Source organism: Nocardia sp. NPDC050412, assembly GCF_044458825.1.
Taxonomy (GTDB): Bacteria; Actinomycetota; Actinomycetes; order Mycobacteriales; family Mycobacteriaceae; genus Nocardia.
Window position 1 is genome coordinate 587,840 of record NZ_JBITIJ010000005.1, and the last position, 23,869, is coordinate 611,708.

Annotated in this window: 24 protein-coding genes; 16 read left to right on the forward strand and 8 right to left on the reverse strand. The window is 64.0% G+C overall.

The genetic code is table 11. From position 1 onward, the window contains the following. The first annotated feature begins 450 nt into the window (after positions 1 to 450). The 10 genes from ACIBI6_RS17295 to ACIBI6_RS17340 all read left to right on the forward strand — a co-directional run bounded on the left by ACIBI6_RS17295 (position 451) and on the right by ACIBI6_RS17340 (position 9,785). A complete protein-coding gene (locus tag ACIBI6_RS17295) occupies positions 451 to 720 on the forward strand; it encodes an acyl carrier protein (RefSeq protein ID WP_396956939.1) in 270 nt (89 codons plus the stop codon). After that, positions 717 to 2,228, forward strand: coding sequence for an AMP-binding protein (locus ACIBI6_RS17300; protein ID WP_396956940.1), 1,512 nt, complete (start codon positions 717 to 719; stop codon positions 2,226 to 2,228). The genes ACIBI6_RS17295 and ACIBI6_RS17300 overlap by 4 nt, the downstream gene beginning before the upstream one ends. Beyond that, the gene (locus ACIBI6_RS17305) at positions 2,228 to 3,373 is read left to right on the forward strand and encodes a beta-ketoacyl synthase N-terminal-like domain-containing protein (protein ID WP_396956941.1); all 1,146 of its coding nucleotides are present in this window, start codon (positions 2,228 to 2,230) and stop codon (positions 3,371 to 3,373) included. The genes ACIBI6_RS17300 and ACIBI6_RS17305 overlap by 1 nt, the downstream gene beginning before the upstream one ends. After that, positions 3,370 to 4,365, forward strand: a complete 996-nt coding sequence (locus tag ACIBI6_RS17310; protein ID WP_396956942.1) for a beta-ketoacyl synthase N-terminal-like domain-containing protein — start codon at positions 3,370 to 3,372, stop codon at positions 4,363 to 4,365. Before ACIBI6_RS17305 ends, ACIBI6_RS17310 begins: the two co-directional genes overlap by 4 nt. Then, positions 4,362 to 4,631, forward strand: a complete 270-nt coding sequence (locus tag ACIBI6_RS17315; protein ID WP_396956943.1) for an acyl carrier protein — start codon at positions 4,362 to 4,364, stop codon at positions 4,629 to 4,631. Before ACIBI6_RS17310 ends, ACIBI6_RS17315 begins: the two co-directional genes overlap by 4 nt. Positions 4,632 to 4,633: 2 nt before the next feature. Beyond that, positions 4,634 to 6,034 carry a salicylate synthase gene (locus ACIBI6_RS17320; RefSeq protein ID WP_396956944.1) on the forward strand — a complete coding sequence of 467 codons (1,401 nt, stop codon included), beginning with the start codon at positions 4,634 to 4,636 and terminating at the stop codon, positions 6,032 to 6,034. A 214-nt stretch (positions 6,035 to 6,248) separates the two neighbouring features. Continuing rightward, the gene (locus ACIBI6_RS17325) at positions 6,249 to 7,715 is read left to right on the forward strand and encodes a PLP-dependent aminotransferase family protein (protein ID WP_396956946.1); all 1,467 of its coding nucleotides are present in this window, start codon (positions 6,249 to 6,251) and stop codon (positions 7,713 to 7,715) included. A 423-nt stretch (positions 7,716 to 8,138) separates the two neighbouring features. Beyond that, positions 8,139 to 8,462 (forward strand): hypothetical protein, encoded by a 324-nt coding sequence (locus ACIBI6_RS17330; protein WP_396956948.1) that lies wholly within the window; start codon positions 8,139 to 8,141, stop codon positions 8,460 to 8,462. A gap of 259 nt (positions 8,463 to 8,721) precedes the next feature. Further along, entirely contained in the window at positions 8,722 to 9,378 is a 657-nt protein-coding gene (locus ACIBI6_RS17335) for an SRPBCC domain-containing protein (RefSeq protein WP_396956950.1), read from the forward strand. Further along, positions 9,378 to 9,785, forward strand: a complete 408-nt coding sequence (locus tag ACIBI6_RS17340) for an ArsR/SmtB family transcription factor (RefSeq protein ID WP_396956952.1) — start codon at positions 9,378 to 9,380, stop codon at positions 9,783 to 9,785. Before ACIBI6_RS17335 ends, ACIBI6_RS17340 begins: the two co-directional genes overlap by 1 nt. A 226-nt stretch (positions 9,786 to 10,011) precedes the next feature. Here the strand turns inward: ACIBI6_RS17340 and ACIBI6_RS17345 are convergent, their stop codons facing one another. Next, the gene (locus ACIBI6_RS17345) at positions 10,012 to 10,209 is read right to left on the reverse strand and encodes a hypothetical protein (protein WP_396956954.1); all 198 of its coding nucleotides are present in this window, start codon (positions 10,207 to 10,209) and stop codon (positions 10,012 to 10,014) included. Positions 10,210 to 10,414: 205 nt separating this feature from the next. Between ACIBI6_RS17345 and ACIBI6_RS17350 the strand changes: the two genes are divergently transcribed. Both ACIBI6_RS17350 and ACIBI6_RS17355 read left to right on the forward strand, forming a co-directional pair. Further along, a complete protein-coding gene (locus ACIBI6_RS17350; protein WP_364352794.1) occupies positions 10,415 to 10,882 on the forward strand; it encodes an NUDIX domain-containing protein in 468 nt (155 codons plus the stop codon). A gap of 299 nt (positions 10,883 to 11,181) precedes the next feature. Continuing rightward, a complete protein-coding gene (locus ACIBI6_RS17355; protein WP_364352797.1) occupies positions 11,182 to 11,808 on the forward strand; it encodes a carbohydrate kinase family protein in 627 nt (208 codons plus the stop codon). On the opposite strand, the gene ACIBI6_RS17360 is transcribed toward ACIBI6_RS17355, so the two are convergent. From ACIBI6_RS17360 to ACIBI6_RS17370, 3 genes are read right to left on the reverse strand one after another with little or no spacing between them, the layout of a single operon-like run. Continuing rightward, a complete protein-coding gene (locus ACIBI6_RS17360) occupies positions 11,805 to 12,458 on the reverse strand; it encodes a hypothetical protein (protein WP_364352800.1) in 654 nt (217 codons plus the stop codon). The two genes, ACIBI6_RS17355 and ACIBI6_RS17360, sit on opposite strands and share 4 nt — an antisense overlap. 5 nt (positions 12,459 to 12,463) lie before the next feature. Beyond that, positions 12,464 to 13,609 (reverse strand): radical SAM protein, encoded by a 1,146-nt coding sequence (locus tag ACIBI6_RS17365; protein WP_364352803.1) that lies wholly within the window; start codon positions 13,607 to 13,609, stop codon positions 12,464 to 12,466. Further along, entirely contained in the window at positions 13,606 to 14,289 is a 684-nt protein-coding gene (locus ACIBI6_RS17370; RefSeq protein ID WP_396956957.1) for a hypothetical protein, read from the reverse strand. Before ACIBI6_RS17370 ends, ACIBI6_RS17365 begins: the two co-directional genes overlap by 4 nt. 196 nt (positions 14,290 to 14,485) lie before the next feature. Between ACIBI6_RS17370 and ACIBI6_RS17375 the strand changes: the two genes are divergently transcribed. Then, positions 14,486 to 15,928 (forward strand): XRE family transcriptional regulator, encoded by a 1,443-nt coding sequence (locus ACIBI6_RS17375; protein WP_364352809.1) that lies wholly within the window; start codon positions 14,486 to 14,488, stop codon positions 15,926 to 15,928. Here ACIBI6_RS17375 and ACIBI6_RS17380 read toward each other — a convergent pair. Beyond that, complete coding sequence (locus ACIBI6_RS17380; protein WP_396956960.1) at positions 15,925 to 16,743, reverse strand: alpha/beta hydrolase; 819 nt, start codon at positions 16,741 to 16,743, stop codon at positions 15,925 to 15,927. The two genes, ACIBI6_RS17375 and ACIBI6_RS17380, sit on opposite strands and share 4 nt — an antisense overlap. A gap of 518 nt (positions 16,744 to 17,261) precedes the next feature. Here ACIBI6_RS17380 and ACIBI6_RS17385 point away from each other — a divergent pair. Both ACIBI6_RS17385 and ACIBI6_RS17390 read left to right on the forward strand, forming a co-directional pair. After that, a complete protein-coding gene (locus tag ACIBI6_RS17385) occupies positions 17,262 to 17,981 on the forward strand; it encodes a hypothetical protein (RefSeq protein ID WP_396956962.1) in 720 nt (239 codons plus the stop codon). 59 nt (positions 17,982 to 18,040) lie between these two features. Next, a complete protein-coding gene (locus ACIBI6_RS17390) occupies positions 18,041 to 19,180 on the forward strand; it encodes a hypothetical protein (RefSeq protein ID WP_364352818.1) in 1,140 nt (379 codons plus the stop codon). A 497-nt stretch (positions 19,181 to 19,677) separates the two neighbouring features. On the opposite strand, the gene ACIBI6_RS17395 is transcribed toward ACIBI6_RS17390, so the two are convergent. Together ACIBI6_RS17395 and ACIBI6_RS17400 are read right to left on the reverse strand one after the other, a co-directional pair. Further along, positions 19,678 to 20,124, reverse strand: coding sequence for a hypothetical protein (locus ACIBI6_RS17395; protein ID WP_364352821.1), 447 nt, complete (start codon positions 20,122 to 20,124; stop codon positions 19,678 to 19,680). A 1,042-nt stretch (positions 20,125 to 21,166) separates the two neighbouring features. Next, positions 21,167 to 22,210, reverse strand: a complete 1,044-nt coding sequence (locus ACIBI6_RS17400; protein WP_330256289.1) for an NAD(P)-dependent alcohol dehydrogenase — start codon at positions 22,208 to 22,210, stop codon at positions 21,167 to 21,169. Positions 22,211 to 22,327: 117 nt separating this feature from the next. On the opposite strand from ACIBI6_RS17400, the gene ACIBI6_RS17405 reads away from it, so the two are divergent. Beyond that, positions 22,328 to 23,251 (forward strand): helix-turn-helix transcriptional regulator, encoded by a 924-nt coding sequence (locus tag ACIBI6_RS17405; protein ID WP_364352825.1) that lies wholly within the window; start codon positions 22,328 to 22,330, stop codon positions 23,249 to 23,251. Between the two features lie 46 nt (positions 23,252 to 23,297). Here the strand turns inward: ACIBI6_RS17405 and ACIBI6_RS17410 are convergent, their stop codons facing one another. Further along, on the reverse strand, positions 23,298 to 23,486 hold the full coding sequence (locus ACIBI6_RS17410; protein WP_396957061.1) for a dihydroxy-acid dehydratase: 189 nt from the start codon (positions 23,484 to 23,486) through the stop codon (positions 23,298 to 23,300). Positions 23,487 to 23,869: the final 383 nt, after the last annotated feature.

Sequence of the window (23,869 nt, forward strand, 5' to 3'; positions counted from 1 at the left end):
TGTTCATAATGCTCCGGAGCGGCCACCGAGTCAACCGGCGCTGGCCTTGTTCACCAGTGCACCAATCGCGAAGTGCGGGCGATGATCTCGTCGGCCAGCCAGTCCACCTCCGCGAGTCGCGACAGGTCGGCCAGGATGATTTGTGGCGCGTGTCCGCTCACGGCTGCGACCTCGGCCGCGACTGCTGGGCGTTGATCGCGGCCGAGGTCACCTCCAACCGGGGCCCTCGCGTTCATTCGGCACGCGACTGGACCACTGCGGTTCGTCGATATTGGCACTTTTCCTTGCAAGTTCGGAAATATATGGTGCATCCGTACGAGGAAAGAAATAGCGGACCGGGTGGGCGAATTCTTGTCCACCGCGCCGGGAAACAACACCGTCCGCTCCGGTGCACGACCGTATTCCGAGCGCCTCGTCCATGATGGAAATCATAATTGTCAGGATATGAATATGGTCGGATCCGAACAGTGGTACGGCGGCAGTAATTGTGACAGGCTTCGCGCTATTACGGCCGAAGTGCTCGAGATGAACATCGATGGTGTGGACGTGCGGGCGCATTTCTACGAGGATCTGGGCGCTTCCTCGCTGGAAAAGGCCGAAATACTCGCCCGTATAGAACGCGAATTCTCGGTTACGCTTTCGGACGGTTCGATCGCGCGCCTGGATTCACTTGGCGACGCGTTGGCGGTCGTCGAGGGCTCGGGTGGGGTGCACCGGTGAACCTCGTCGAATTCTTCGTCGGAAGTCACCTCGATTCGCTCGGAAAAGACGCGCCCGCCTATATCGATTCCGATATCGGCGAGGTCGGTTACACCGAGCTGTTCCGGGCTGCGGGCGCATTCGCGAATCTGCTTTCCGACAATGGAGTCGTGCCGGGCAGCCGGGCCATGGTGTTGGCGGACGACTCGGTTGCCACGGTGGTGGCGGTGCTCGGGCTGTGGTGGCACGGCTGCGCAGCGGTCCCGGTGAATCCGGCGCTGTCGGACAAGGAGATCGGGTTCATCGCGGCCGACGCCGGGGTGAAGTTCGGATACGTCGACGTCCCCGGGACGCGTCGCAACAGACTTGCCGCGGTGCTGCCGGATATCGGGCAGCTCGACGGGGACCAGATCCGCGAGTCGGTATTGCGGCAACGGCGCTCCGGCGAGCGGGCCGCGCTGCCGCCGCAGCAGCAGTGGCTGCCCGATCAGGAAGCCCTGGTGCAGTACACCTCCGGCAGCACCGGCGTGCCGAAGGGGGTCGCGCATCGGGCGAGCGCGCTGCAGTGGGTGCCCTCCGGGTTCGGGCGGATAGCCGCGCTGGCTCCCAGCGACACCGTGCTGTCGACGGCCAAACTCTCATTCGCGTACGGGTTCGGCAATTCCCTGTTATTGCCGCTGCGCGCGGGTGCGACGACCGTGCTGCTCAACGGCGGCGTGGACGCCCAGGTCGTCGCGAGCGCGCTGCGCCGCCACCGTCCGACCGTGCTGTTCTCGGTGCCGCGCCTCTACGCCGCGCTGGCCGAATCGTTCGAGGACCCCGACAGTAGGCTGCGCCTGGCGGTCTCGGCGGGCGAAGCGTTGCCTGCGGACCTGAGCGAACGGGTCATGCGGCGACTCGGGGTTCCGCTGGTGAACAGTCTCGGGACGACCGAAGCGCTGTACATCATGCTGGCAACGACACCCATCGAACCGGGTCCCGGCACCATCGGTGTGCCCGTTCCCGGGGTGCGGGTCACGGTGCGCGACCAGGACGGCGAGATTCTCGAAGGTGACGAGGTGCAAGGCCGCCTGCACATCGCGGGCCCATCCATCGCGGCCGGGTATCTCGACCGGGCGGAGGCGACGCGGGAAACCTTCGCCGACGGCGGCGCGTACACCGGCGATATTGTCCGGCGTGCCCGCGGCGGTCCGATCCAGTATGTCGGTCGAGCCGACGACTTTCTGAATCTCGGCGGCTACAAGGTGGCGCCTGCCGAGATCGAGAGTGTCGTCCGCGCTGTCGCAGGCGTCCGCGATTGCGCCGTGGTCGGGGTGTCGGACGGCCATGGGCTGCAGGAGGCGCTGCTTTTTGTCGTCGCGGACAGTGACCGGGAGCCCGGTACCGTCCGTCGCGCTGTCATCGCATGTCTGCGTGCCGAACTCGCGTCGTTCAAGCGCCCCGGCCGCATCGAGCTGGTCGATGCCCTGCCGACGACATGGACCGGCAAGCTCGCGCGAAACCGGCTCCGGGCGATCGGAGCGAACTGATGGCCTGGGATGTCACCGGGATGGCGGCTGTCGCGTCCGTCGGGGAGACGCCCGACGCGATCTTCGAGTCGCTGTGCGCACGGCGGAGCGGGATCTCGAAGCTGCGCGCGTTCGACGCGGCGAAATACCGGACGTGCCACGCGTACGAGGTCGACGACCGCACGGCAGCAGGCGACCGGCCGTTCCGCGCTACCGAGTGGCTGCGCGCCGTGATCGAGGCGGCGCTGGCCGACGCGGACCTCGCGGCGGCTGCCGAGCGGTATCCGGTGGTGGTCGGAACCACCCTGCGCGAACAGCGGTCCGCCGAACTCTGGTGGCGCAAAACCGGCGGAAAGACCGGGGATGTGCTCGATCCCGATCGACTCGACTTCTCTGCCGCCTTGCGGGACCTTCCCCAGGTCGGACGTGTGCACACCGTTGCCTGTGCCTGTGCGGCGTCGCTGTATGCGCTGGGAATGGCGACCGACATGATCGAACTGGGCCTCGCCGAGACCGTGGTGGTCGCGGGCACCGACTCGATCACCGAGAGCGCGTTCGGCACCATCGACCGCGTTCAGACCAGGACGCCGCAGGCGCTGCGTCCGTTCGACGCCGCGCGCGCGGGCATGATCATGGGCGAAGGCGCGGTGGCAGTCGTCGTGCGCCGGGCGGGGACCGACACCGCACCACACGCACGCCTGCTCGGTATCGGCATGAACTGCGACGCCCGCCATGCCACGGCGCCGGACCGGGACAGCATCCGCGAGGTCATCGCCGACGCCCATAAACGGGCCCGCATCGACGCCGCCGATGTAGACCTGGTGATGTTGCACGGCAGCGGAACGCAACTCAACGATGCCGTCGAAGCGTCCGTGCTGACGGACGTGTTCGGCGGGCCCGCCGCGCCACCGGTGATGACCGCGATCAAGTCGATGACCGGGCACACGCTCGGCGGGTCCGGGCTGCTGAGTCTGATCGTCGCGGCCATCGCCATGCGGCGCGGGCTGGTGCCACCGATTCTGGGTCTCACCGATCCGATCGCCGAGGCGGCTGGGCTGCATTTGGCTCGCGACGTCGTGCGGGCGGACCCGGCCGTCGCGCAGATCGACTCGTTCGGCTTCGGTGGCATCAATGCGGTCGCCGTGATCGGGAAGGGGACGCGATGACGAGCCGGGCGGTCGTGGTCACCGGAGTCGGCCTCGCCGTCACGGGCTTGCAGACCGCTGCCGATCTGCTGTCGACCGATCCGGTCGTGCCGGGAGCCGGACCGGCACCCGACCTCACGGGACGGCACATGCGACACAAGGACCGTGCCTCGCGACTGGCGCTGCGCGCGGTTGAGCAGGCGCTCGCCGACGCGAGCCTGGCCATCGACTCGACCGACCGCGCGGACACGACGACAGCCACCGTGGTCAGCTCCAACTTCGGCAATCTCGACAGCGTCTGCGAGTTCGCCGACCGGATCGCCGAGCAGTCAACTGCCGCACTCAGTCCGCTGGGTCTGCCGCATGTGTCGTCCAATGCCATCGCCGGGTGGATCGCGATCCGGCACGGGCTGCGCGGACCGAATATCACCCTGTGCAGCGGGCGCGCCAGCGGGTTGGACGCACTGTTGTGGGCCGCAACGCTCATCGGTGCGGGTCGGGCCGACGCTGCGGTCGTCGTCGGGGTCGAACCGGACACCGGACCGGTGCGCAGCTTGTTCGGACCGGGTCGACGGGTCCTCGACGGAGCCGCAGCGGCGGTCCTCGAATCGGAAGCGCACGCGGCGAATCGGCAGGCAATCGTCCGGGCGTTGGTCGGCGGTGGTTACCACAGCGACGGTGTCGATCAGGTGGTCGCCGCCATCCGCACGGCGGCCCGCCCGCCGCGATTGTGGCTGACACCGGCGGATGTGTCGCCGGAATTAGGTTCGCCGATTCGGGTCCTGGATTTGACCCGACGGCTGGGGGAGTGCTCGGGGGCGCTCGGAGTGCTCCAGTGCGTGGTGGCGGTGGCGCAGTTCGACGGCGGCGACCGGAACCCGGTGTACGCCACCTGTGGCGATCAGCACGGCGGCGAGGTCATGACCCTACACCTGCGCGCGCCGCATGCGGCGGCATCCGTTCCGGTCGGACGCAGCGTCGGAAACCGCGAGTTCGACCTGGAGCAACGATGACAAGAAGCATCCCCGAGCGGGTGGACCCGGAGGACCTGCGGCAATTGGTGGCGCGCGTGTTGGAAGTGCCCGCCGCCGAAATCGGTGAGCACACAAACTTCGTCGACGAATGGAACGTCGATTCGCTGCTCGAACTCGAGCTCGCGACACGCATCGAGGAGCGCTACCGCATAGCGATTCCGGAGACCGAGCTCGCTTCGCTGACATCACTGGCGAATGTCCGCGAACTCGTCGACCGCATGCTCGGTGCGGACCCGAATTCCTGAAGATGGAGAACCAAGTGACCACCCCGGAATCCGTCCGAATAACAAGCGCGGTCGATCCCGTGACCGCGGTGTCGCGGCTGGCCGGCTCCGGCCGCTTCGGTGACCACGTCGTCTATGAGCGGCCCGGTCGATGGGTGTTCGCCGCCGACCCGCTCGGCCGGGTCGAGCTGGACACCGACGAGCTGCGGGTGAGCGCAGCCGGAGGGTCCACTCGCGAACGCTGGACCGGCAGACCCGTGGACGCGCTGGAGCGAGGGTTCGACTCGCTGCGGGTGGCCTGCGGCGCAGGAGCCTCCGGCACCGCCTACGGCTGGATCGCCTTCGAGTTCTGCGCCGATGCGTTCGGCGCGCAACGGCACCTCACCGAGCGAACCAGCTTGGCACATATGATCATTCCGCGAATCGAGGTGACGGTCACCGAATCGGAGGTCACCGTCGACGGCGCGACCGCCGCCGATGTCGAGGTGATCGAGCAACTGCTGCGCTCACCGGCCGAGCCGCTGCCGACACCGCATCCGGTCGACGTGCGCACCGACGTCAGCGGCTACCGTGCACGGGTCGCGACCGCTGTCGCGGAGATCGCCGCGGGCGACTACCAGAAGGTGATCCTATCTCGCCGGGTCGAGCTGCCCTTCCGGGTCGACCTGCCTGCCAGTTACCGCCTGGGCCGGGCACACAACACACCCGCCCGGTCTTTCCTGCTGCGGCTCGGTGGGCTGGCCGCGGCTGGATTCAGCCCGGAGTTGGTGGTGTCGGTCGACGACGAGGGTGTCGTCACCACCGAACCGCTGGCGGGTACCCGGGCGCTGGGGCAGGGCGTCGCGGCAGACCTGGCCGCCCGCAATGAGCTGGAGTCGGACCCGAAGGAGATCGTGGAACACGCAGTGTCGGTGCGAACGTCGTTCACTGAGGTCGCCTCCATCGCCGAACCGGGTTCCGCGGCGGTGACAGACTTCATGACGGTCCGCGAGCGCGGCAGCGTCCAGCATCTGGCCTCCACGGTGCGTGGCAGGCTCGCCCGGCACCGGACCCGGTGGGATGCGCTGGACGCGTTGTTCCCGGCGGTCACAGCGTCCGGCATTCCGAAGCGGGCGGGTGTCGACGCCGTGTTCCGCCACGACGCTGCCCGCGGACTGTATTCCGGTGCGGTGGTGACACTTTCGGAAATCGGCGCACTGGAAGCGACTCTGGTGTTGCGGGCGGTGTACCAGGACGAGGACGCGGCGTGGCTGCGAGCGGGCGCCGGTATCGTGTCCCAGTCGCAGCCGGACCGGGAATTCGAGGAAACCTGTGAGAAGTTGGGCAGCGTCGCTCCGTATCTGGTGCCCGTGGTCTCTCGTGGACCTGGGTCTACTCCGCGATCACCGATGGTGACGGGTGGCTCGCGCCACCCGCGGCGTTAGGGAATCGTCGAGTTTCGCATCCGGCGTTGTCGGTATAGCGGAGAAGTTGCGTCGCCCGTGCATGCCTGATTACTCTCAGGCATGCTCGGCTGGATTCACCTGTGATCGCGGCGCTTTCGGTTGCCCCGCGTGACGCCGGGCAGGCTTGGCGGGCTACCGGCCCTGCCCATCCTCCGTCGTCGGCCCAGCGCTGAGGCCGACTGTGGACTTGCATGTGAGCCTCACCGGCCGCGGGGACCTCGGCGGGCAGATATACCGGCAGATCAAGGACGCCGTGCTGGACGGGCGGCTGGCGCCGGGCCAGCCGTTGCCGCCTTCCCGGGAACTGGCGCGCAGGCTGGCGGTGTCGCGCAATACCGTGACCGGCGCCTACGACCGACTGGTCGCCGACGGTTTGGCCGAAAGCCGGGTCGGCGCAGGCATTTTCGTGCGCGCTATGGTCGCGCGACAGCGGCGTCGCCCGCCCGTGCCCACATCGGTCGCGGTGGTCCACCCGTCGCCGTCGTGGATGGATATCAAGGTGCCCACGCCCGGCTTCTTCACCGACGCGCCGCCGTACGACCTACGGCCCGGCATCCCGGACGTGCGGTTGTTTCCGTATGAGGCGTGGCGGCGGTTGACCTCGCAGGCGTTCCGGGCATCATCGATCGGCACCGGAATGCCCATCGATCCGGCGGGGCTGCCCGCGCTGCGGGCGGCCATCGCCCGGCACATCGGGGTCTCGCGTGCCGTGCAGGTGACCGCGGACAACATCATCATCACGCAGGGCATCCAGCAGGCGCTGGACCTGGTGGGGCGGGTGCTGCTGCGGCCGGGCGACTGCGTGGCGATCGAGAATCCGTGCTATCCGCTTGTGCGGGAGCTGTTTCGAAGCCTCGGAGCCGACGTCGTGGGGGTCGACGTGGACGCGGAGGGCATGCGGGTCGACCTGCTGCCCGATCACACGCGGATCGTATACGTCACCCCGTCGCATCAGTTTCCGCTCGGCATGCCGATGTCGGCCCAGCGCAGGCGGGCGCTGCTGGAGTGGGCGAGTAGCCGCGACGTGGTGGTGATCGAGGACGACTACGACACGGAGTTCCGATACGGTGGCCGTCCGCTCGAGCCGCTGCACAGCATCGACCCCGCAGGCCGGGTCATCTACGTGGGAACGTTCTCCAAGGTCATGCTTCCGGTGCTGCGGATCGGTTTCGTCGCCGCCCCCGCGCCGCTCTTCGCGGCATTGCGCGCCGCGAAGTACGTGACCGACTGGCATTCGCCGCAGCCCGCGCAGGCCGCGCTTCTCGGCTTCATCGAGGAAGGGATGCTGGCAAAGCACATCCGGCGGATGCGCCGGGAGTACCAGGCCCGCCACGACCGGATAGTCGAACTGTTGACCACGCGTTTCGCTGACTTGCTGACGGTCATTCCGTCGGCGGTGGGCCTGCACGTGTCGGCGTTGACCCAACCTGGTGTCGACGCGGCTTCCGTCGCGGCTCACGCGCGGACGGACGGCGTCGGCATCTTCCCGATCTCCCGGTATCGCATGGGCGACGGTCCCGACGGCCTTATCGTCGGATACGGGGCCATCGCCGCGACCGACGTCGACCACGCGCTCGACCTGCTGCACACCGCGCTGGAGCGGAACCGGGCGACCGCGCAGCGAAGCCGGGACTGCCCCGCCCAGCGGCGGTGCAGTTGATCGAGACCTCCAGCCTCGTAGGGCATTTCAGCGAGAAGCTGGGTCGGGCCTATCTGAACATCTGCTCGTGCCGACGATTCGACGCCGAACTTGCGCTGCGGTTCAGCGCGGACTGGTTCGGCTAGGTCCGCTCCATCGCCGCCGCGGTCCCCGGTCCTGATCGGTCGCGTCATCGACCGCATCGGTCCCCGCAAGATCATGACGGCGGGGTCCGTGCTCGCTGTCCCGCGTTGACCGCCGTCGCCACCGCGCCGAATCTCGTGGTGTTCTATGGCGGTTGGCTTGTCGCGGGCGTGGTACTTACCCGCCAGCCTTCGCGGCCCTGACCCGCTGGTACGGCACCAGCCATGTCAAAGCGCTGATGATCCTGCCCCTTGCCGCCGGACTAGCGAGCACCGTATCGCGCCACTGACCGCCGCTCTTGTGCAGCACACCGATTGGCGCGCAATCTATCTCCTGCTTGTCACCATTTTGGCGGTCGTCACGATCCCGGCCCATTGGATCGGGTTGCGCGGCCCATGGCCACAGGCACCGACACCCCCGAACCGCGCCTACGCCAACCACGACGCCATCTCGTGTAGCCCCGCATTCCTGGCGCTGGTGGTCGCGCTGAGCCTGGGCGCGTTCACCGCGTTCGCCCGCGTATTCAATCTGGTCCCGCTGCTGCTGGAACGTGGGTTCTCTCCATCGCTGGCCGCGCTGGTTGAGTTCCGCGGCATATCCGCTAATATAAGCAAACACTTATAGAGAAGACTGTCACGCTCTTCCTGACCGATCCGGGCAGCGAGCACCGCCTGGCGGTTGTCCCGGTGTAGGGACTTCGGTCGGTTACACAGTCCCGTCGAATCCTCCTCCGCGACGCTCGTGGCCGGTCGTCGACCCGGAACGAGCACCAAGCAAGCTGGCGGTCCGGAGGTAGAAGGGGAGGCCGAGGGTTGAGTTCCGCGATATATCCGCTAACGTAAGCATCCACGAATATAAGTACAAATTTATATAGGAGACTGTCATGCCGCTACTGACCGACCCTGCCGCCATCGCCGGGCTCGTGGCCCGCGAAATCCGCACCGGCTCCCGCGACGGCGCGCCGACGAAGATCGCCGTCGCCCGGCGTGCCTACCCCACCGACCAAGCCGATCTGTGGGATGCGCTGACCAATGTCGAGCGGATACCGCGCTGGTTCTTGCCGGTGAGCGGGGATCTGAGCGTCGGCGGTCACTACCAGATCGAGGGCAACGCAAGCGGTGTGGTCGAGCAATGTGAGCCACCGCAGCGGTTCGCCGTCACCTGGGAGATGGGGCCGCAAGTCTCGTGGCTGGATGTCAGCCTCGCCACCACCGATGGCGGCACCCTCCTCGAGCTGGTACACGAAGCGCATGTGGATCCCGAGCTGTGGACGCAGTTCGGACCAGGTGCCATCGGTGTCGGCTGGGATCTTGCCCTGATGGGGTTGGGTCTGCACATCTCGACCAGAGAGGAAGTCGACCAGGCTGTAGCGATGACGTTTCCGGCCACACCCGAGGGAGTCGAGTTCATCCGGGCCTCGGCGCTCAGCTGGGCGGGCGCGGCGATCGCCGACGGTGATGACTCGGCTGCCGCGCACAGGGCCGCCGAGCAGACGGTGGGCTTCTACACGGTTGCGCCCGAGGAAAGTCCCGAATCCTGATGAGCGCCACTGTGGCGAGGATCTTCGAGGCACTGGGCGATCCCGTTCGCCGCTACATCCTCGAACTGGTGGCCGCCGACGAGCAGTCGGCCGGCACGATCGTCGCCGCAGTGCAACAGCGCGCGGCGATCTCCCAGCCCGGCGTCTCCCAGCACCTCAAAGTGCTACGCGATGCCGGACTGGTGAGCGTCCGCGCCGAGGGCACTCGACGGCTCTACCTGCTCGACCGCAGCGGTCTGGACGCGGCCTGCTTGTGGCTGACCAGATTGGCCGACCCCATCGAGCAGTTCGCCCAACCACTCGACGCACTCGCTACGGAGATCGCCCGCGGTAAACGACCACGACGCGCAGCGAATTCTGGCCAATCCGTCGAGGAAGCAGCAGGCCCGGACGCACGACACGCCTGACGCATCCAGGGTTTCTGAGCCCTGGAGACCCGCCCGTCAGCTCGTGACCTCCGTTGGGCGTGGTGCCGACCGGAACCCGATGACGAAGCCATCACCGTCACCGCAACGCACCGAGTTCCCAGCGCTTCGGCGCCACCCGCAGACGCCGGCAACGCAACTTATCTGGTTTCGGTACAAATGCTCGTGACGTGACGTCTACAACAGTGAGTATGGGGAATCCGTTCGGTCACAGCGAATTTAATTCCCACAACCGCGAGCACGGCAATTTTGGAAGGTCTTCTGTCACGTTGTCATCGACCGTGACAACGACCTCCGGCGATCCGTGGGCCAGCTCATCGGCGACATTCTGGGCCTGTTCGGCCGACCCCTGGTAGTCCAACCTCAGCGCACCGGATTCGATCCGGATGTGTCGCGGCCTACGCATGTCCACCACTCCCGTTCCGTTTACGGCCGAAATTGCCTGGTAACGAGGGTGAATCCGCATCCGGGACCAATCCATATCGTGACCCGTTGGTCGGTATACGTTCGGTGTATATCGCACCGATGACGGGAGATCTAGGCTCGGTGCGTTCAGGGGCTCAATGCATCAAACAACCAGTTCAACCACTACGAGAGGAGACAACCAACCGATGACTGACACAACGACCGCACTCGCCCGAGAAGCAAAGCCGCAGCGGCACAAGGTGACTGGTGACGTTCACCTGCTGCTGCGCCGAGGGACTGAAGTGCTGTTCGGCCGGCGCCAGAACACCGGCTTCGAGGATGGAGCCTGGCACCTGCCGAGCGGTCATCTCGAAGCCGACGAATCGGTGGTCGACGCCCTGATCCGCGAAGCCAGGGAAGAAATCGGCGTGAGCATCGCGCCGGAGGATGTGCACTTCAGCCACATCATGCACAACTCGTCCTCAGGCGGGCGGATAGCGTTCTTCTTCACCGTGGACACATGGCAGGGGGAGCCAACCAACCTGGAACCTGAAAAGTGCAGTGCGCTCGAATGGTTCGCGGCAGATGCACTGCCCGATCACATGATCCCCTACTGCCGCACAGCAATAGAGCGCATCGCGGCTGGCGATTCCTTCTCGGTCTACGGCTGGTAGTTCACTGTGCCTCCGTCTGGCCCGGTGATATGCGTCAGCTACCTGGCGCAGGCGGAATTATGGACGGTGCCCGTATTTCCCCTCGCCAACCACGGAGCGGAAATCCGCACCATCGAATGGTCGGTAGCGGCTGACGGGCCAATGACAGCGGCGGTGCTCGCATCTCTGGGAGCACCGACCCTGCTGATTGCCAACGACATTGGCGACGATGAGCACGGCCGAGGGGTTGCCCGCTGGCTGGAACAACGCGAGGTCCAGCCTTCGCGATCGGGCCGGATGTCGTCACACCACGAATCGTCGTGAGAGGCGACGACCAGCACACCCGCACATGGTTCGCCCATTTGCCGGGCGTTGCCGCCAGTTTGGAGCGTGCCGACCTGTCGCCGCTGGCGGATGCGGCATTCGTTTACCTGGATTGCTACGAGCTGATCGAATCAGCCGCACTTCGCGTGATCGAGGTCGCCCGTGCCGCCGAGGTGCCCTTGTTGCTAAATCTCGGTGGCTCCGTGCTTTCGCCTGAGGTGGCAGCTGCTGTACGCGGGTACTCCGGCCTGCTGGTGCAAACGAATGTCGATGACACTGCCCACGCCGATGCGCCAGCTCTGGCCCGATCCATCTTGGACCAGACTCGTGCAGCCTGGGTGATCGTGACCGCTGGTGCCCATGGTGCCGTCGGGCTCAGTCGGTCGGAACTGGTCTCGGTGCCAGCGTTTCCGGTGGAGGTTCGACATACGCACTGCGCGGGTGCTGCCTTCACGGGTGGCCTGCTTTATGGCCTCTGGGCTGGCTGGTCCATGGGGCAAAGTATGTTGCTCGGATCGGCCAGTGGGGCACTCCGGTGTTCACGACACCAGGGTGCCCCACTGCCGACCTTGGCCGAACTGCGGGCATTAGTCGCCAGTCGCCAACAGTTCGCCGCCAGCTAGAACAACCCCCACTCATCCATCCAGCCAGTTACTTCCGCGAATCGCGTACGGCTCATCTGTTTCTTCTTGGCCTCCGCTTCGGACTCATCCTTGGCCCCGAGCTGCCACCACGCCTCGTTCGTCTGCCGATCCATAACCAAGAACCGGTCCTTGACGGCTGGCCCGCGTATCACGAGCGACACCGTGAACTGCTCCGCGACTACTGCATGCACCATCGAGTGGTGCAGCGCGTAGCTGGTGCCCACCGGCTCCTCTCGAACGTGCAGCACTGGCAGCTTGTTCGGCTCCACCTGTTCGTCCAGCTCGGCGTTGCCGAACAAGTAGTGCCGGTAGTGCCCGCGCAGAATCTTGCTGGCGTAGGACCAGCGGTGATTGTGCGGGCGGTCGAAGTAGCCCGGCAGGAATACATGCAGCCGTACCCGTACTCCCGGATCGTCCCCGCTGGCCAGCACGATTTTGTCCAGGATGTCGTAGTGCTCGCACAGGTCGAGCAGCTCGGGCCGGTTGGGTAGTTCCTCCAGCCGTGCACGCACAATTCGCGGTTCGGCCGCAAGTTCGTTCAATGCCTCACGACAGTTCAGCTCGACATCGTCGATGTCGCCCCAGTCGATCCAGCGCAGATTTTCGGCGATCCGATCCATATCGTCCATTGGGTTCACTCCTCGGGCTTGGCGCTGGATTTCCACAGGCGGCAGACGGGCACAATGTCCTCGTAGGCCGTGCACGAGGACTGGCCCATCACCACCTCTTCGGCCGGACACCCGCCCATGCAGGCACCGGCTTTGCATCCGCCGCATGAGCTTTCGGCGAGGACACTGGTGAACAGCTCGAACTCGTTGGCACTGTGGTTGAGCTGCACTTGCCCGTCGACCATCTGGGCGAAGTGCAGCTCGGTGTCGAACAGGTAGGAGCAGACGTAGCAGCGGCCGTCCGGGAAGATCGAAATCCGGTCCAGTGTTCGGCCGATGCACCCCTGATAGCCCTCGGCGGCGTAGCGCTCCATCTGATCGCGCCGGGCATACGTCGGCTGGTACCACACCCTTGTCTTGTACTGGGGCGCAACATCATTGAGCGTGTCGCAGAAACTCACCCATTCCGGCGGTGTCATGGCCATCTCCGCATTGCCGTGCCCGGTGCCGATGGTCGAGAAGACGTGAAACTTCACCAGGCTCACCCCCAGGACATCCGCAATGTCGAGGAGTTGGAACACATCTCGTTCGTTGGCCTTGTTGACCGTGCAGATGATGCGAGTGTCGAACCCGCGTTCGGCCAGCTCCCGCGTGGTTTCCATGGCTTCATCGAACGTGCCCGCACCACGCACGGCATCGTGGGTCTCGCGGCTGCCGCCGTCGAGACTCACCTGTACGTAGGCGAAGTCCTCCGGCCCGAGCTGCCGGAAGCGCCGAAGTGCCGGTTTCTGAGCGTTCGTCGTGGTGATGACGTGCTCGTAGCCGAGCTGTTTGCTCAGTCGGATCACCTCGCAGTAGTGGGGGTGGAGCGTGGGCTCGCCACCGAGGATGGTCAATTTGCTCCCGCCCAGCCGACGCCACGTGGTGAGCGTGTCCACGATCTTGGGCAGCGGCATCTTCAACGCCCGGTCTAGCCGTTCGCCCATGTAGCAGTGCTCGCAGCGAAGTTGGCACGCCTCGGTGATGTAGAGGTATACGTTGCGGAAGCGGCCGTAGGCCACGCGGTCGATCCGGTCCGGCTGAGGAACGGTGGCACCGCGCGGCATGCGGGCGTGGCCGTACCCATCACTGCTCGGTTTGAGGCTGGGCATGGGCAATGGAACAGTATTCATCGTGTGGAACTCCGTGAAATAAGGAGCGGGGCAAGCAGGTTCGCCGCCCCGTCGATGGTGTTGGTGGTGTCGAGCTGAGTGAGGGCAATACCGGAGTCGGTGAAGCCTGCTCGTATACCGGCAGCCGTCTGGTGGTAGCGCTGCAACCTGGCCTTGAACAGCCGGGGCGAGTCGCCGCGCCGTGGATGCAACAAGCCACCGCAGTGGGCGCACTGCCAGGGGTCATCCCGGCTGGGTATGGCTGAAAGTCGGGGATCGCGGATGGGATCACGCTCGCACTGGTGGCACACCTTTCGGTTCTTCGCCCGCTGCTTGAGCGTCCTTGCGTCGGTTACGATTTCGATCGCCTCGATATGACCGGGTGGCGTCAACGCCCAAAGGGTGGTGAGCAGTTGGTCGACCTGGCTCGCAGAACCGGGGAAGTTGTCCAGCAGCACGGTATGCGCGTCTGGATCGGCGTGCGCGGCATCGAAGTACGAGCGCAGCGCTTCCCCGACAGTGAACTCGTCGATCCAGCCCAGTCGTTCGCTGCTGGTCGCGGTGGCGGCCAGTACGTCTGTGGGGACGTGCTCGCGCAGTCGGAAGATACGCCGCCCTGGTGCCGATCCGAGGCGCAGTGTGAGAGCGGTTTTGCCTGCGGCCGGTGGACCGAAGATGGGTACAACAAGGGACAGGGCCACGGCCTACTCCTTTCGTTTGAGGGCCTGAATGTGTCTGGTCCCCAAGCGTCGGATTTCGGCCAAAAAACCACCACGACCACGGCGAATACGCGATATACATGGAACGCATACCGATCACGGAAGCCAGTGGTAGCTTTCTCTGACCAGGGCAAACGGGGGATAAGGCAACCGTCGTGGACGATCCGGAGCGGTTCACATGACCGAAACGCCGCACTACCAGCGCTATTGCGCGCGCTGTGGCAACCGCTTGAGCCGCTACAACGCCGAATCTGTTTGTGGTGCTTGCGAAGTCATGGCACGGGGACAGCGGCACCGCCCGCCGACGCTTCCGCCGGACTTTTGGCAGACCGACCAAATGCGCGATGCTCTCGCCACCTGGCACATGGGCCGGGTCTTCTTCGCGTACCGCAACCACCCGTATCACGGACAACAGCTGCCGCAGGAACTGATGGGCAGTTGGCTCGGTATGACACAGGTGCAGATCAGTCGAATCGAAAAGGGTTCAGCGCCAGAGCAACTGTCCAAATTGACGCGGTGGGCACAGATTCTCCGAATTCCGCCCGAGTTGCTGTGGTTCAAGCTGCCCGACGACCTGCGCTCGGCAGCTGTAGCCGTCGAACCTACAAGCACGACAGGTAATAACGCGCTGGCGCTTGCCCATTGGTTAGCTGGCGATGGCACCGGCATCCCGCCGATTAGCCACAGTGACGATCTGGAGCGAGTGAGCCGGGCATTGGAGGACGCCCACCGCTACTTCGATGGCTCAGTCCTGGAGTTCTTCCGTGCTCAGCTTGCGCGTTGCAAAGCCGATGACGGTTCCCTCGGTCCAGCCGAAGCGTTGCCAGTAACGCTCGCCGTGCTCGGCGCAATCCAACGGCACAGCAAGGATGTTCAGTCAGACGTGCGTCGGCAACTGCTGGCGGTTGGATCAGATGGCGCGGAATTCGCAGGGTGGCTGTACCGCGACCTCCATGACCCGGTAACGGCGACCTTCCTGTACGACCGCGCGATGGAGTGGGCGCAGGCCGCGGGCAGCCTGCCCATGCAGGGATACGTCCTGCTCAAGAAATCCCAGATGGCCTATGACTCGCGCGACCCGGGGACGCTGCTCGGATTGGCGCAAGCCGCCAAAGAGGGGCCGTGGCAGCTTCCGATCCGGGTGCAGGCGGAAGTTGTGCAGCAGGAAGCATTGGGACTCGCCATGATTGGCGAGCCAGCAGCCGCCGTCGAACAAAGCCTTGGCCAGGCTCAACACCTCCTCACCGAGGCCAGCGGTGCCGACGATCAAGAGTTGGTGAGCTACTTCAACGAGAGCACGCTTCTGGTTCGCTCAGCCTGCTGCTACACCGAGGCCGGCAAGCCGCAGCGGGCCACTGAACTGTTCGGTCAGGTGCTCGCCGACGGGGGACTGTCCCGGCGCGATGCTGGCTTCTTCAGCGCTCGACAGGCAAAAGCACTCGCACTCAGCGGCGAACCAGACGAGGCCGCCACGGTGGCAACCAAATCGGTCGCGGTGGCGCGCGAGACCCATTCGGAGCGCACGATGAATGTCGTTGTGGACGTAGTGCGGACGCTCGCCCCTTGGAACCACCGGCCGAATGTGCGGCAGCTCCGTGAAGCCTTGATGCCGTCGCGCTAAGCCGTGAGCCAGTCCGCCACGATGCGGATCACTTCGGCCTGGAACTCCTGGCTTTTCGGGTTGAGGTACTGCGGATCGTCATGGACGGCGAACCCGTGCTGTGATCCCTCGATTTCGACCAGCTCAACGGGTGCGGTGAATTGGGTAACGGCAGCACGGGAACCGTCGATTGGGACCAAGGTGTCTGCGTTGCCATGGACGATCAGAGCCGATGCTTTGATCTCGCCGAGGACTTCGTTCGGCTTCAGCCAGAACACCTCGTTGAGCAGCGGCCGACCATGCCGGAGTGTCGGCGTGAACTGAATCGCTCCGGTTTCGTTGAGTTCTTCGGCCTTCTCGTCGCTGATGACATCGTTCGTCCAGTAGTCGCGAGTGTCGATGGTGCGCTTCTTATAGTCGAACTGAGGATTCAGCAACACCAACCGAGACAGATCATCTGGGCGTTTGGCAGCGTAATAGCCACAAATGCCGCCCCCGAAGCTGGCACCGAGCAGCGCCAGGTCACTGGCATCCGTGGCATCCTGCACAGCGGCGAGGCTGACGCGGATGTCGTTGAGGATGGCGGAGAGGGTCAGTTCCTCTTGGCGGCCCTCGCTGTCGCCGTGGCCGCGAAGGTCAAACCGCAGCGACGCGATACCAGCATCGGCAAGGCCAGTCGCGAGACGGGTGAAGAAGCCGCCCTCCTCGCGGGTGACGCCACCACCATGCACCAGCACGACGGCGTGCGTGGTGGGTTGACCGGGAGTGACGAGGGTGGCTGCCAGGTGCAGGCCGTCGAGGGTACGTATGCGGGTGATGGTGCTCGTCGGAACCACGGAGCCAGTCAACCAGATTCAGGTCGACGCTTCGAGCGGTCGTCCCACGTCGTGGTCGGTGGCTTGTTCGACAGGTTGCCGAGAACACAAAACCGCTACGACCTTGGCGTAAAGCGGAGTATGTATAAGACGCATATGTGCGGGGACGCAACGACGGGCCGAGGTAGGTGCTGCACGAGTGCGTCGCTCAGACGGGGAAGGTCGGCATGGCGAGGAAGATCCCAATGATATGGCCCGGAATCGGACGCGCGGTCGCTCACGCTGACCTGGCTCTACATCTCTTCCGTGCGGCATCGCTTCATGGAAGGCGTGCACTCACATCCTCGTCGGACGACGAATTAGAGCTCTTGGATTGTGCAATGTCTATCGGAACGTCGGTTGAGCTACTTGCGAAATGCGCGTTAGCGACCATTTCCCCGACTCTGATAGCCGAACGAGATGTAAAGAGCGCCTTGCTGTTTTCCGGGTTCTCGTGCGTTGCGGTTCATAGGGGAAAGTCTCGCTCTGTCGCAGACTGCATGAATTTACTAAAAGAGGCGTACATGCTAAATTACGACCAGCAGCGACACGCACTGGTATTTGATGTGCGGAACGCTGCTGCACATATGGGGTTGGTCGACAGATCTGAGCTTGAAGAAGCATTGAACAAGATGGTCGAACTCAGTGAAGAACTATTGGCCGTAGTTGGCAGTGAGAATGCCGAACTGCATCGCGTTGCCTACTGGGGAATGTCCCTTATCGCGCAGGTGGATGAGCGCTTAAGGCGGCAAAAGCGTGAACGTCGGATTAGATTTGAGCAACTTAAAGGGCTGGCTTTCCGCGAGCTTGAGCGCTTGCGTAAGCGGTTGGATGACGATGCGCTGTTTGAGCTCGCAGAAAAGGAGCCTGACAGTTACTTCGATGACTCAGAAAACTCTGATGAAAGATTTCGCCGTAGGCTTTGTCCTGTGTGTGGCTTCGATGGATGGCTAGAATACGTCATCAGAAGAAGCGGAATCATCACAGACGGTGACTACGATGGAAATTTAGGAAAATATATTGATCTTACCGCAACACCCAAAGAATTCTTTTGCCGAGTCTGTTCGCTAAGACTGGATGAAGAGCTTCTTTTTGAGGCTGACATGGGTAACGAGTACCATCTGGAGCCTGTCCAGCCCACACAGGAAGAGTTAGACGCCGAGGAAGAATACGCTATCGAGTCCTATCTTGATGAGCGGCGGCGAATTGCGCGAGGATAGACGTCTAAAGTGAAATTTAAACTTTGATACAATAAGATAAATGGACAAGGTATCAGACAATGCAGCCAAGCGGCTTCTTCAAAACTGAGCGCGACTCCACTTGGGCTATGAATGGCGACCCGTGGGCGTTTAGGGAAGTGCTCGACAACGACTTGCTTGCCGCTATTGCCAAGGGCGCAATCGAGAAGGCCAGCGATCTTGACGTTGCACAGGCGCTTACTCAGTTGGTTCACGATGAACTTCGTAGCTTTGGCACCGATTCTACTCACAAGCTCAGCAATGATGAGATTCCGGTCGCGCTACGAGCTTTGCGAGCTGTGCTACGACGGCTCGGACTTGAATTTAAACTGCCCTTCCGGGATTTTACCGGGTTTCATGACTACTGGAGCCGTGAGGGAATGAGCGGTGGGGGTGGGTGGGCTGCTCGGCGTGGTTATCTGAGCGAACTCTTTGAGCCGATCTGGAATGGTTTATCTGATCTCGAAGAACTGAACGACGCTAGCACTTCCGCTCGTGGCGTCGATGGGCAGCTAAAGAACATTATCTTTGCGTCGTCTGGCCCTAAACCTGAAATTGTGCTGCGCGATGCTGTAAACAATGTCATTGAGATCGTGAAATTTGGCGAACACTGCTTGATATATGATAAGCCCTTGGCTGGGACCGGACTGAGTTGGGGGGCCCTCGTAACGTGGTGGAGTGGTCATGACAGCTCGGGCTCGGAGTCGGAGATTGAAAGCGCGCGCAGTCTCTATCGGCGGCTTGACTCCTCGCTTGGAAACAACTCGGTCGAACGAATCGTATTTCGTATATACTGCGAGAACTATCGAGGTGAGTCGGGTTGGAAAGCTCCTGCATTGTTGCCGCAGGTCTATCTTCATTTCGACCCGCTAACTGGTGCCGAACGCCGAACGCTGGGGAAGCCGAATCGTCTGAGGAGAGAGCGAATGGATTTCCTCCTCTTATTGCCTGATCATGTTCGAGTCGTCATCGAGGTAGATGGTAAGCAGCATTACGCTAATGGCGACAAGGCATCGCCTCAGGAATACGCCAAGATGGTTACCGAGGATCGTGCGCTACGGCTTCGCGGATACGAGGTGTTCCGATTCGGTGGATACGAGTTGATGCAACCAGAGGCTCCGGAGATGTTGCGTAGCTTCTTCGCTGACTTGTTCTCGGTACACGGTGTCCTTGAACGATGAATCACTGCGAAAGCTGTTGGCGCGTCCGGCGAGTTGCGCGCGGCTATCGTCGCCGACGGACGCCCGGTCCCGGAGATCGGGCCTGACCTGCTCTATCTGATCCAGCCCCACGGTTTCGCTTGAAATTGTGGCGAGACCGATCAGGGCGTCTGTGTCGGTGTATTCGGTGCTGGCCGTTGACGGCCTATTAGGAACGCGCCCGGCGGAAGACGCAAGATAACCGATACCAGGAGCACCTGGATGCGGAGGGGCTACCCAGGGGAGCGTGGACGCGGCGCAGTTGGCTGCCAGCATGCTGTCGCCGGAGGCAAGGTTTCTCTCGATCAGGAACAGGCCGGCTCACGGATCTCGGTATCGAGCACCGTGACCTCGATGTCGGAGCCCGGGAGGTCAACACGGAGTTGATGAGTTTGCGGGAGCGCCGCAGAAACCTTCCCAAACGGAGCCTGGACGTGCGGGGTTCACTAGGTCGATGAACCGGAGGATCTGCTGGCGCTTCACGTCTGCCAGATCGTGATGTTGAATTCGGCTGGATCCGAATACTGTCCGGCAGCAATCGTTTTCGTGAAAGTAATCGCTGCGACGATTCCTTTGTTCACGTAGCAGATCACGTCGCCAGCGGCGGGTGCGTCGATCACCCTGACGTAGCGGGTGTTTTTCTTGCAGCCTTCAAGGCTGGCTGACTCACCGTCCAGTTTTGCAAACGTCGCCTTGTTGTCGGTCACTTTCAGCGTGTAGCCCTGCCAGCCGATTCCGACAGTTGTATCGCTGGTTGGAAACGGGCATTCCGCCATCCTTCCGACAGGAAGATCGAAGTCTTGCGCGAGGACAATCGGGCAGTTCTCGACGAGAGCGGTCCCTGCCGCCTGTCCGGCCGTAGCTGTGGTCGTCTGGTGCGTGCCGGTAGCGCTGGTACGTGGTGATGCTTCGGCGGCAACGGTCACAACTGATGTGACTGTTTGGGCCGTTGCCTCCGAACTCGTTGGCGCTGTTTGCCGTCCGACGAGCACCCCCAACCCGGTCAGGGCGACAATGAGCCCCGAGATCGCGGTGATCCAAGTTGGCCCAAGATCACCGATCCTGGATCGATGTCGGGGTGCTGGTTCGGCTGGTGATGTTCCGTGTGTCGGTGAAGAAGGTCGTTGCTCAGAATGGTTCGCACGGGCTCCCCCCGTGGGCGGACGCTGCTCGCTCACCGGGCAGAGTCTAGGCGGATGAAATCGGCCGTGCCACAGGGGTGCCACGCCGTTACTAGCCGACGCTGTCGTCTCGGTGTCGAACGTAGGTGGATCGTTCGACTCGATGAGGACGCTCTCATCGGCCGCACGGTCATACGACGCAGTCGTGGTGGAAGGTGGGCCTGCGGAGCGTGGTCGATCCATCTCGAACAGGTCGCGGACCTGGGGGAAGCAGACGAACGTCCGCTCATACAGCATTCTGAGCGAACGCCCCGCGTTGAAGCTTGGATGTGCGCGGTGGTATCCAAGGCGGCAGCGAGGGACACCACCGCCCACAGATCGGTGAAATCAGCCGGTCAAGCTGTGGTTCGAACCTGCCGCTTGCCTCCTGGCATGATCCGAATCGCTGGCCCTTCGACCGACAGCGGGTTCGGGTTGTGGAGTGTTAGGCCCACTCAAAATAGCAGGTCAGGACCGGTATTGTGCCGGTCCTGACCTGTTTCTATTTGGCCCAGCCCCGCGGAAACCCCACGGTTTGCATTCTGGTTTGTATCGGATTCTTCGGATGGGCCGGCGGGTGTAGTGATCCAGGGCATCCGGTAGCGCATAGCCGACTTTCGGTGCACCCTATGTGCGGCATGGAAAGACGAGAAATCAGGGGAGGACGAAGCGTAACCAAGCGTCCGAGCCCTCCTGGATCCGGCGATCTCTCTGTGCGCGATGTTGCCGGAGCCCGAGGAGGGCTTCGATTACCCGTGGGATCAGGCCGATGGCACGGTGAGTGCGCCCCCGACCAACGAGGTGTCGATCAGATCGTGGCCGTGTCGATCACGAAGCGGTAGCGCACGTCCGAGTTGTCGACCCGTTCGTACGCTTCGTTGATCTGGCTCGCCTCGATCAGCTCGATCTCTGCGCCCAGGCCGTGCTCGGCGCAGAAGTCGAGCATCTCCTGGGTCTCGGCGATGCCGCCGATCATGGAGCCGGCGAGGATCTTGGCGCCCCCGATCAGCGAGAACAGGTTCAGCGAGATGGGTTCCTCGGGAGCGCCCACGTTCACCAGCGCGCCGGCCGTCTTCAGCAGGCTCAGGTAGGCGCCGAAGTTCAGCGGCGCGGACACCGTGGAGAGGATGATGTCGAAGGAACCGGCCAGCTCCTCGAACGTTTTCGGATCGCTGGTGGCGTAGTAGTGGTCGGCGCCCAGCTTCAGGCCGTCGTCCTTCTTGCGCAGCGACTGCGACAGGACGGTGACTTCCGCGCCGAGAGCGTGGGCGATCTTGACGCCCATATGTCCCAGGCCGCCCAGCCCGATCACAGCGACCTTCTTGCCGGGGCCGGCGCCCCAGTGCTTGAGCGGGGAGTACGTGGTGATGCCGGCGCACAGCAGCGGCGCCGCGACGTCGAGGGGGAGGCCCTCGGGGATGCGTACGGTGAATGCCTCGGCGACGACGACCTTCTGTGAGTAGCCGCCGTAGGTGGGTTCGCCGTCCTTGCCGATGCCGTTGTAGGTCTGCACATTTCCCTGCACACAGTGCTGCTCCTGGCCGTTGCGGCAGGGCTCGCATTCGCGGCAGGAGTCGACCATGCAGCCGACGCCGACGCGGTCGCCGACCTTGAACTTCGTCACACCGGAACCGACCGCCTCGACGACGCCGGCGATCTCGTGCCCCGGGACCATCGGGAAGATGGCCTCACCCCAGCCCGCACGGGCCTGGTGAATGTCGGAGTGGCAGATCCCGGCGAACTTGATGGCGATCAGTACGTCGTGCTCGCCGACCGTGCGGCGCTCGATGGTGGTGCGCTCCAGCGGAGCCTTGGCGCTGGGCGCGGCATATGCGGCAACAGTGGTGGTCATGGCTTCCAGCGTGCTGGACGAACCGGCACTCGCCTAGGCCGTGCTTTGCGTACGTCCAGTGGTCCTACCACTGACAGGATCAGGCTCGTAGTCGTACGACCGGGAATACTGGAGAGCATGAGCGACAATCCTGCCCCGGACGACGCTCAGGCCGCGCACTCCGACGGCCTGGACCAGCGCGCCGAGCTCAGCGAGTTCTTGCGTACGCGCCGGGCCCGGCTCGAGCCGGGTGACGTAGGGATTCCCTGGCAAGGGCGGCACCGGCGGGTGCCGGGCCTGCGTCGCGAGGAACTGGCTCAGCTGGCCGGGGTCTCGGTGGCTTACTACACACGGCTGGAGCAGGGCAACGGGCGCAATGTGTCGGCGGAGGTGCTCGACTCGATCGCGCGCGCCCTGCGGCTGACCGACGCCGAGCACGCGCACCTCACCCGCCTCGCCAAGCCCAAGCAACTGCGGCGCAAGTATCGGGCACCCAAGCAGCAGCAGGTGCGGGTCACGTTGCAGCAACTGCTGGAGTCGATGGACGGGATGCCCGCGTACGTGGCCGGGGCGCGGTCGGAGATCCTCGCCTGGAACCAGATGGCGGCGGCGCTCTTCGGCGACTGGGGGCAGCTGCCGCCCGCCGAACGCAATTGGGCGCGGCTGACCTTTCTTTCTCCCGACTACCGGCGGCTGTTCCTGGACTGGGATTCCAAGGCGTCCGACATGGTCAGCTATCTGCGGCTGTACGCGGGCCAGCATCCGGACGACCCGGAACTGTCGGCGCTGGTGGGGGAACTATCGGTCAAGAGCGAGGAGTTCCGGCGGCTGTGGGCCACGCATGACGTGAAGGAAAAGGGGCATGGTGTGAAGCGGATGCGGCACCCTCTGGTCGGTGAGCTGACCCTGGCGTACGAGACGTTGTACCTCCCGGACGACGCGGAGCAGTACCTGTGTGTCTACCACGCGGAACCGGGCTCGCCGTCGGCGGAGGCGCTGTGTCTCCTGGCCAGCTGGGGCACGGACGCCGCCCAAGCGCCCATCAACTCAGCCCGCCCCTGACGCCCGGCTGGGCTGGGTTCGCGTCCGGTCGCATCGCTCCCCCCGATCATGCTGGAGGTGCAGCACCAGGTCGGGTACGGCGTATGTCGAGTTCCTCATCGTCGACGAGGAGATCAACGGTGCGGTTGGGTACATCGAGGCGAATGCGATCGCCGTTGCACACGAGTGCGAGCGGGCCCCGCGATGTGGTGACGCCGCCGCTGCTTTGATGACCGCGCCCTCGGGTGCGAGTGATCCCCGCAGTGTGACCAGTGCACCTGTGCCCTTCGTCCGCGAGCTATCTGCTGCAGCACAGTGGGCAGGAGCGTGTGTTCGGAGGTGAGCGCACGTGCGCCAAGCGTGTCTACCGTGCCATCGGTTAGCGTCGGCACCTCGAGTTGGGCGATGATCTCGCCCCGCTGATCTTGCGGCCGCTGGTTCGGGTGCGCTCGACTTCGAGAACTTGCCGGGCACCTGGGAAGCCGATCCTGGCCAGGCGGGGGTTCGTTCGTCTGTGTTCGTCAAGCTGCTGGAGCGGGTTTGGTCGTAGCCTGTTCGGTGGCGGGTTCCGGAAGTGACCGATCCGAAGTGTTGGTGTGCGGGGTTGAGCCGGCCGCGCAGGATTTCGTAGTCGCCCTC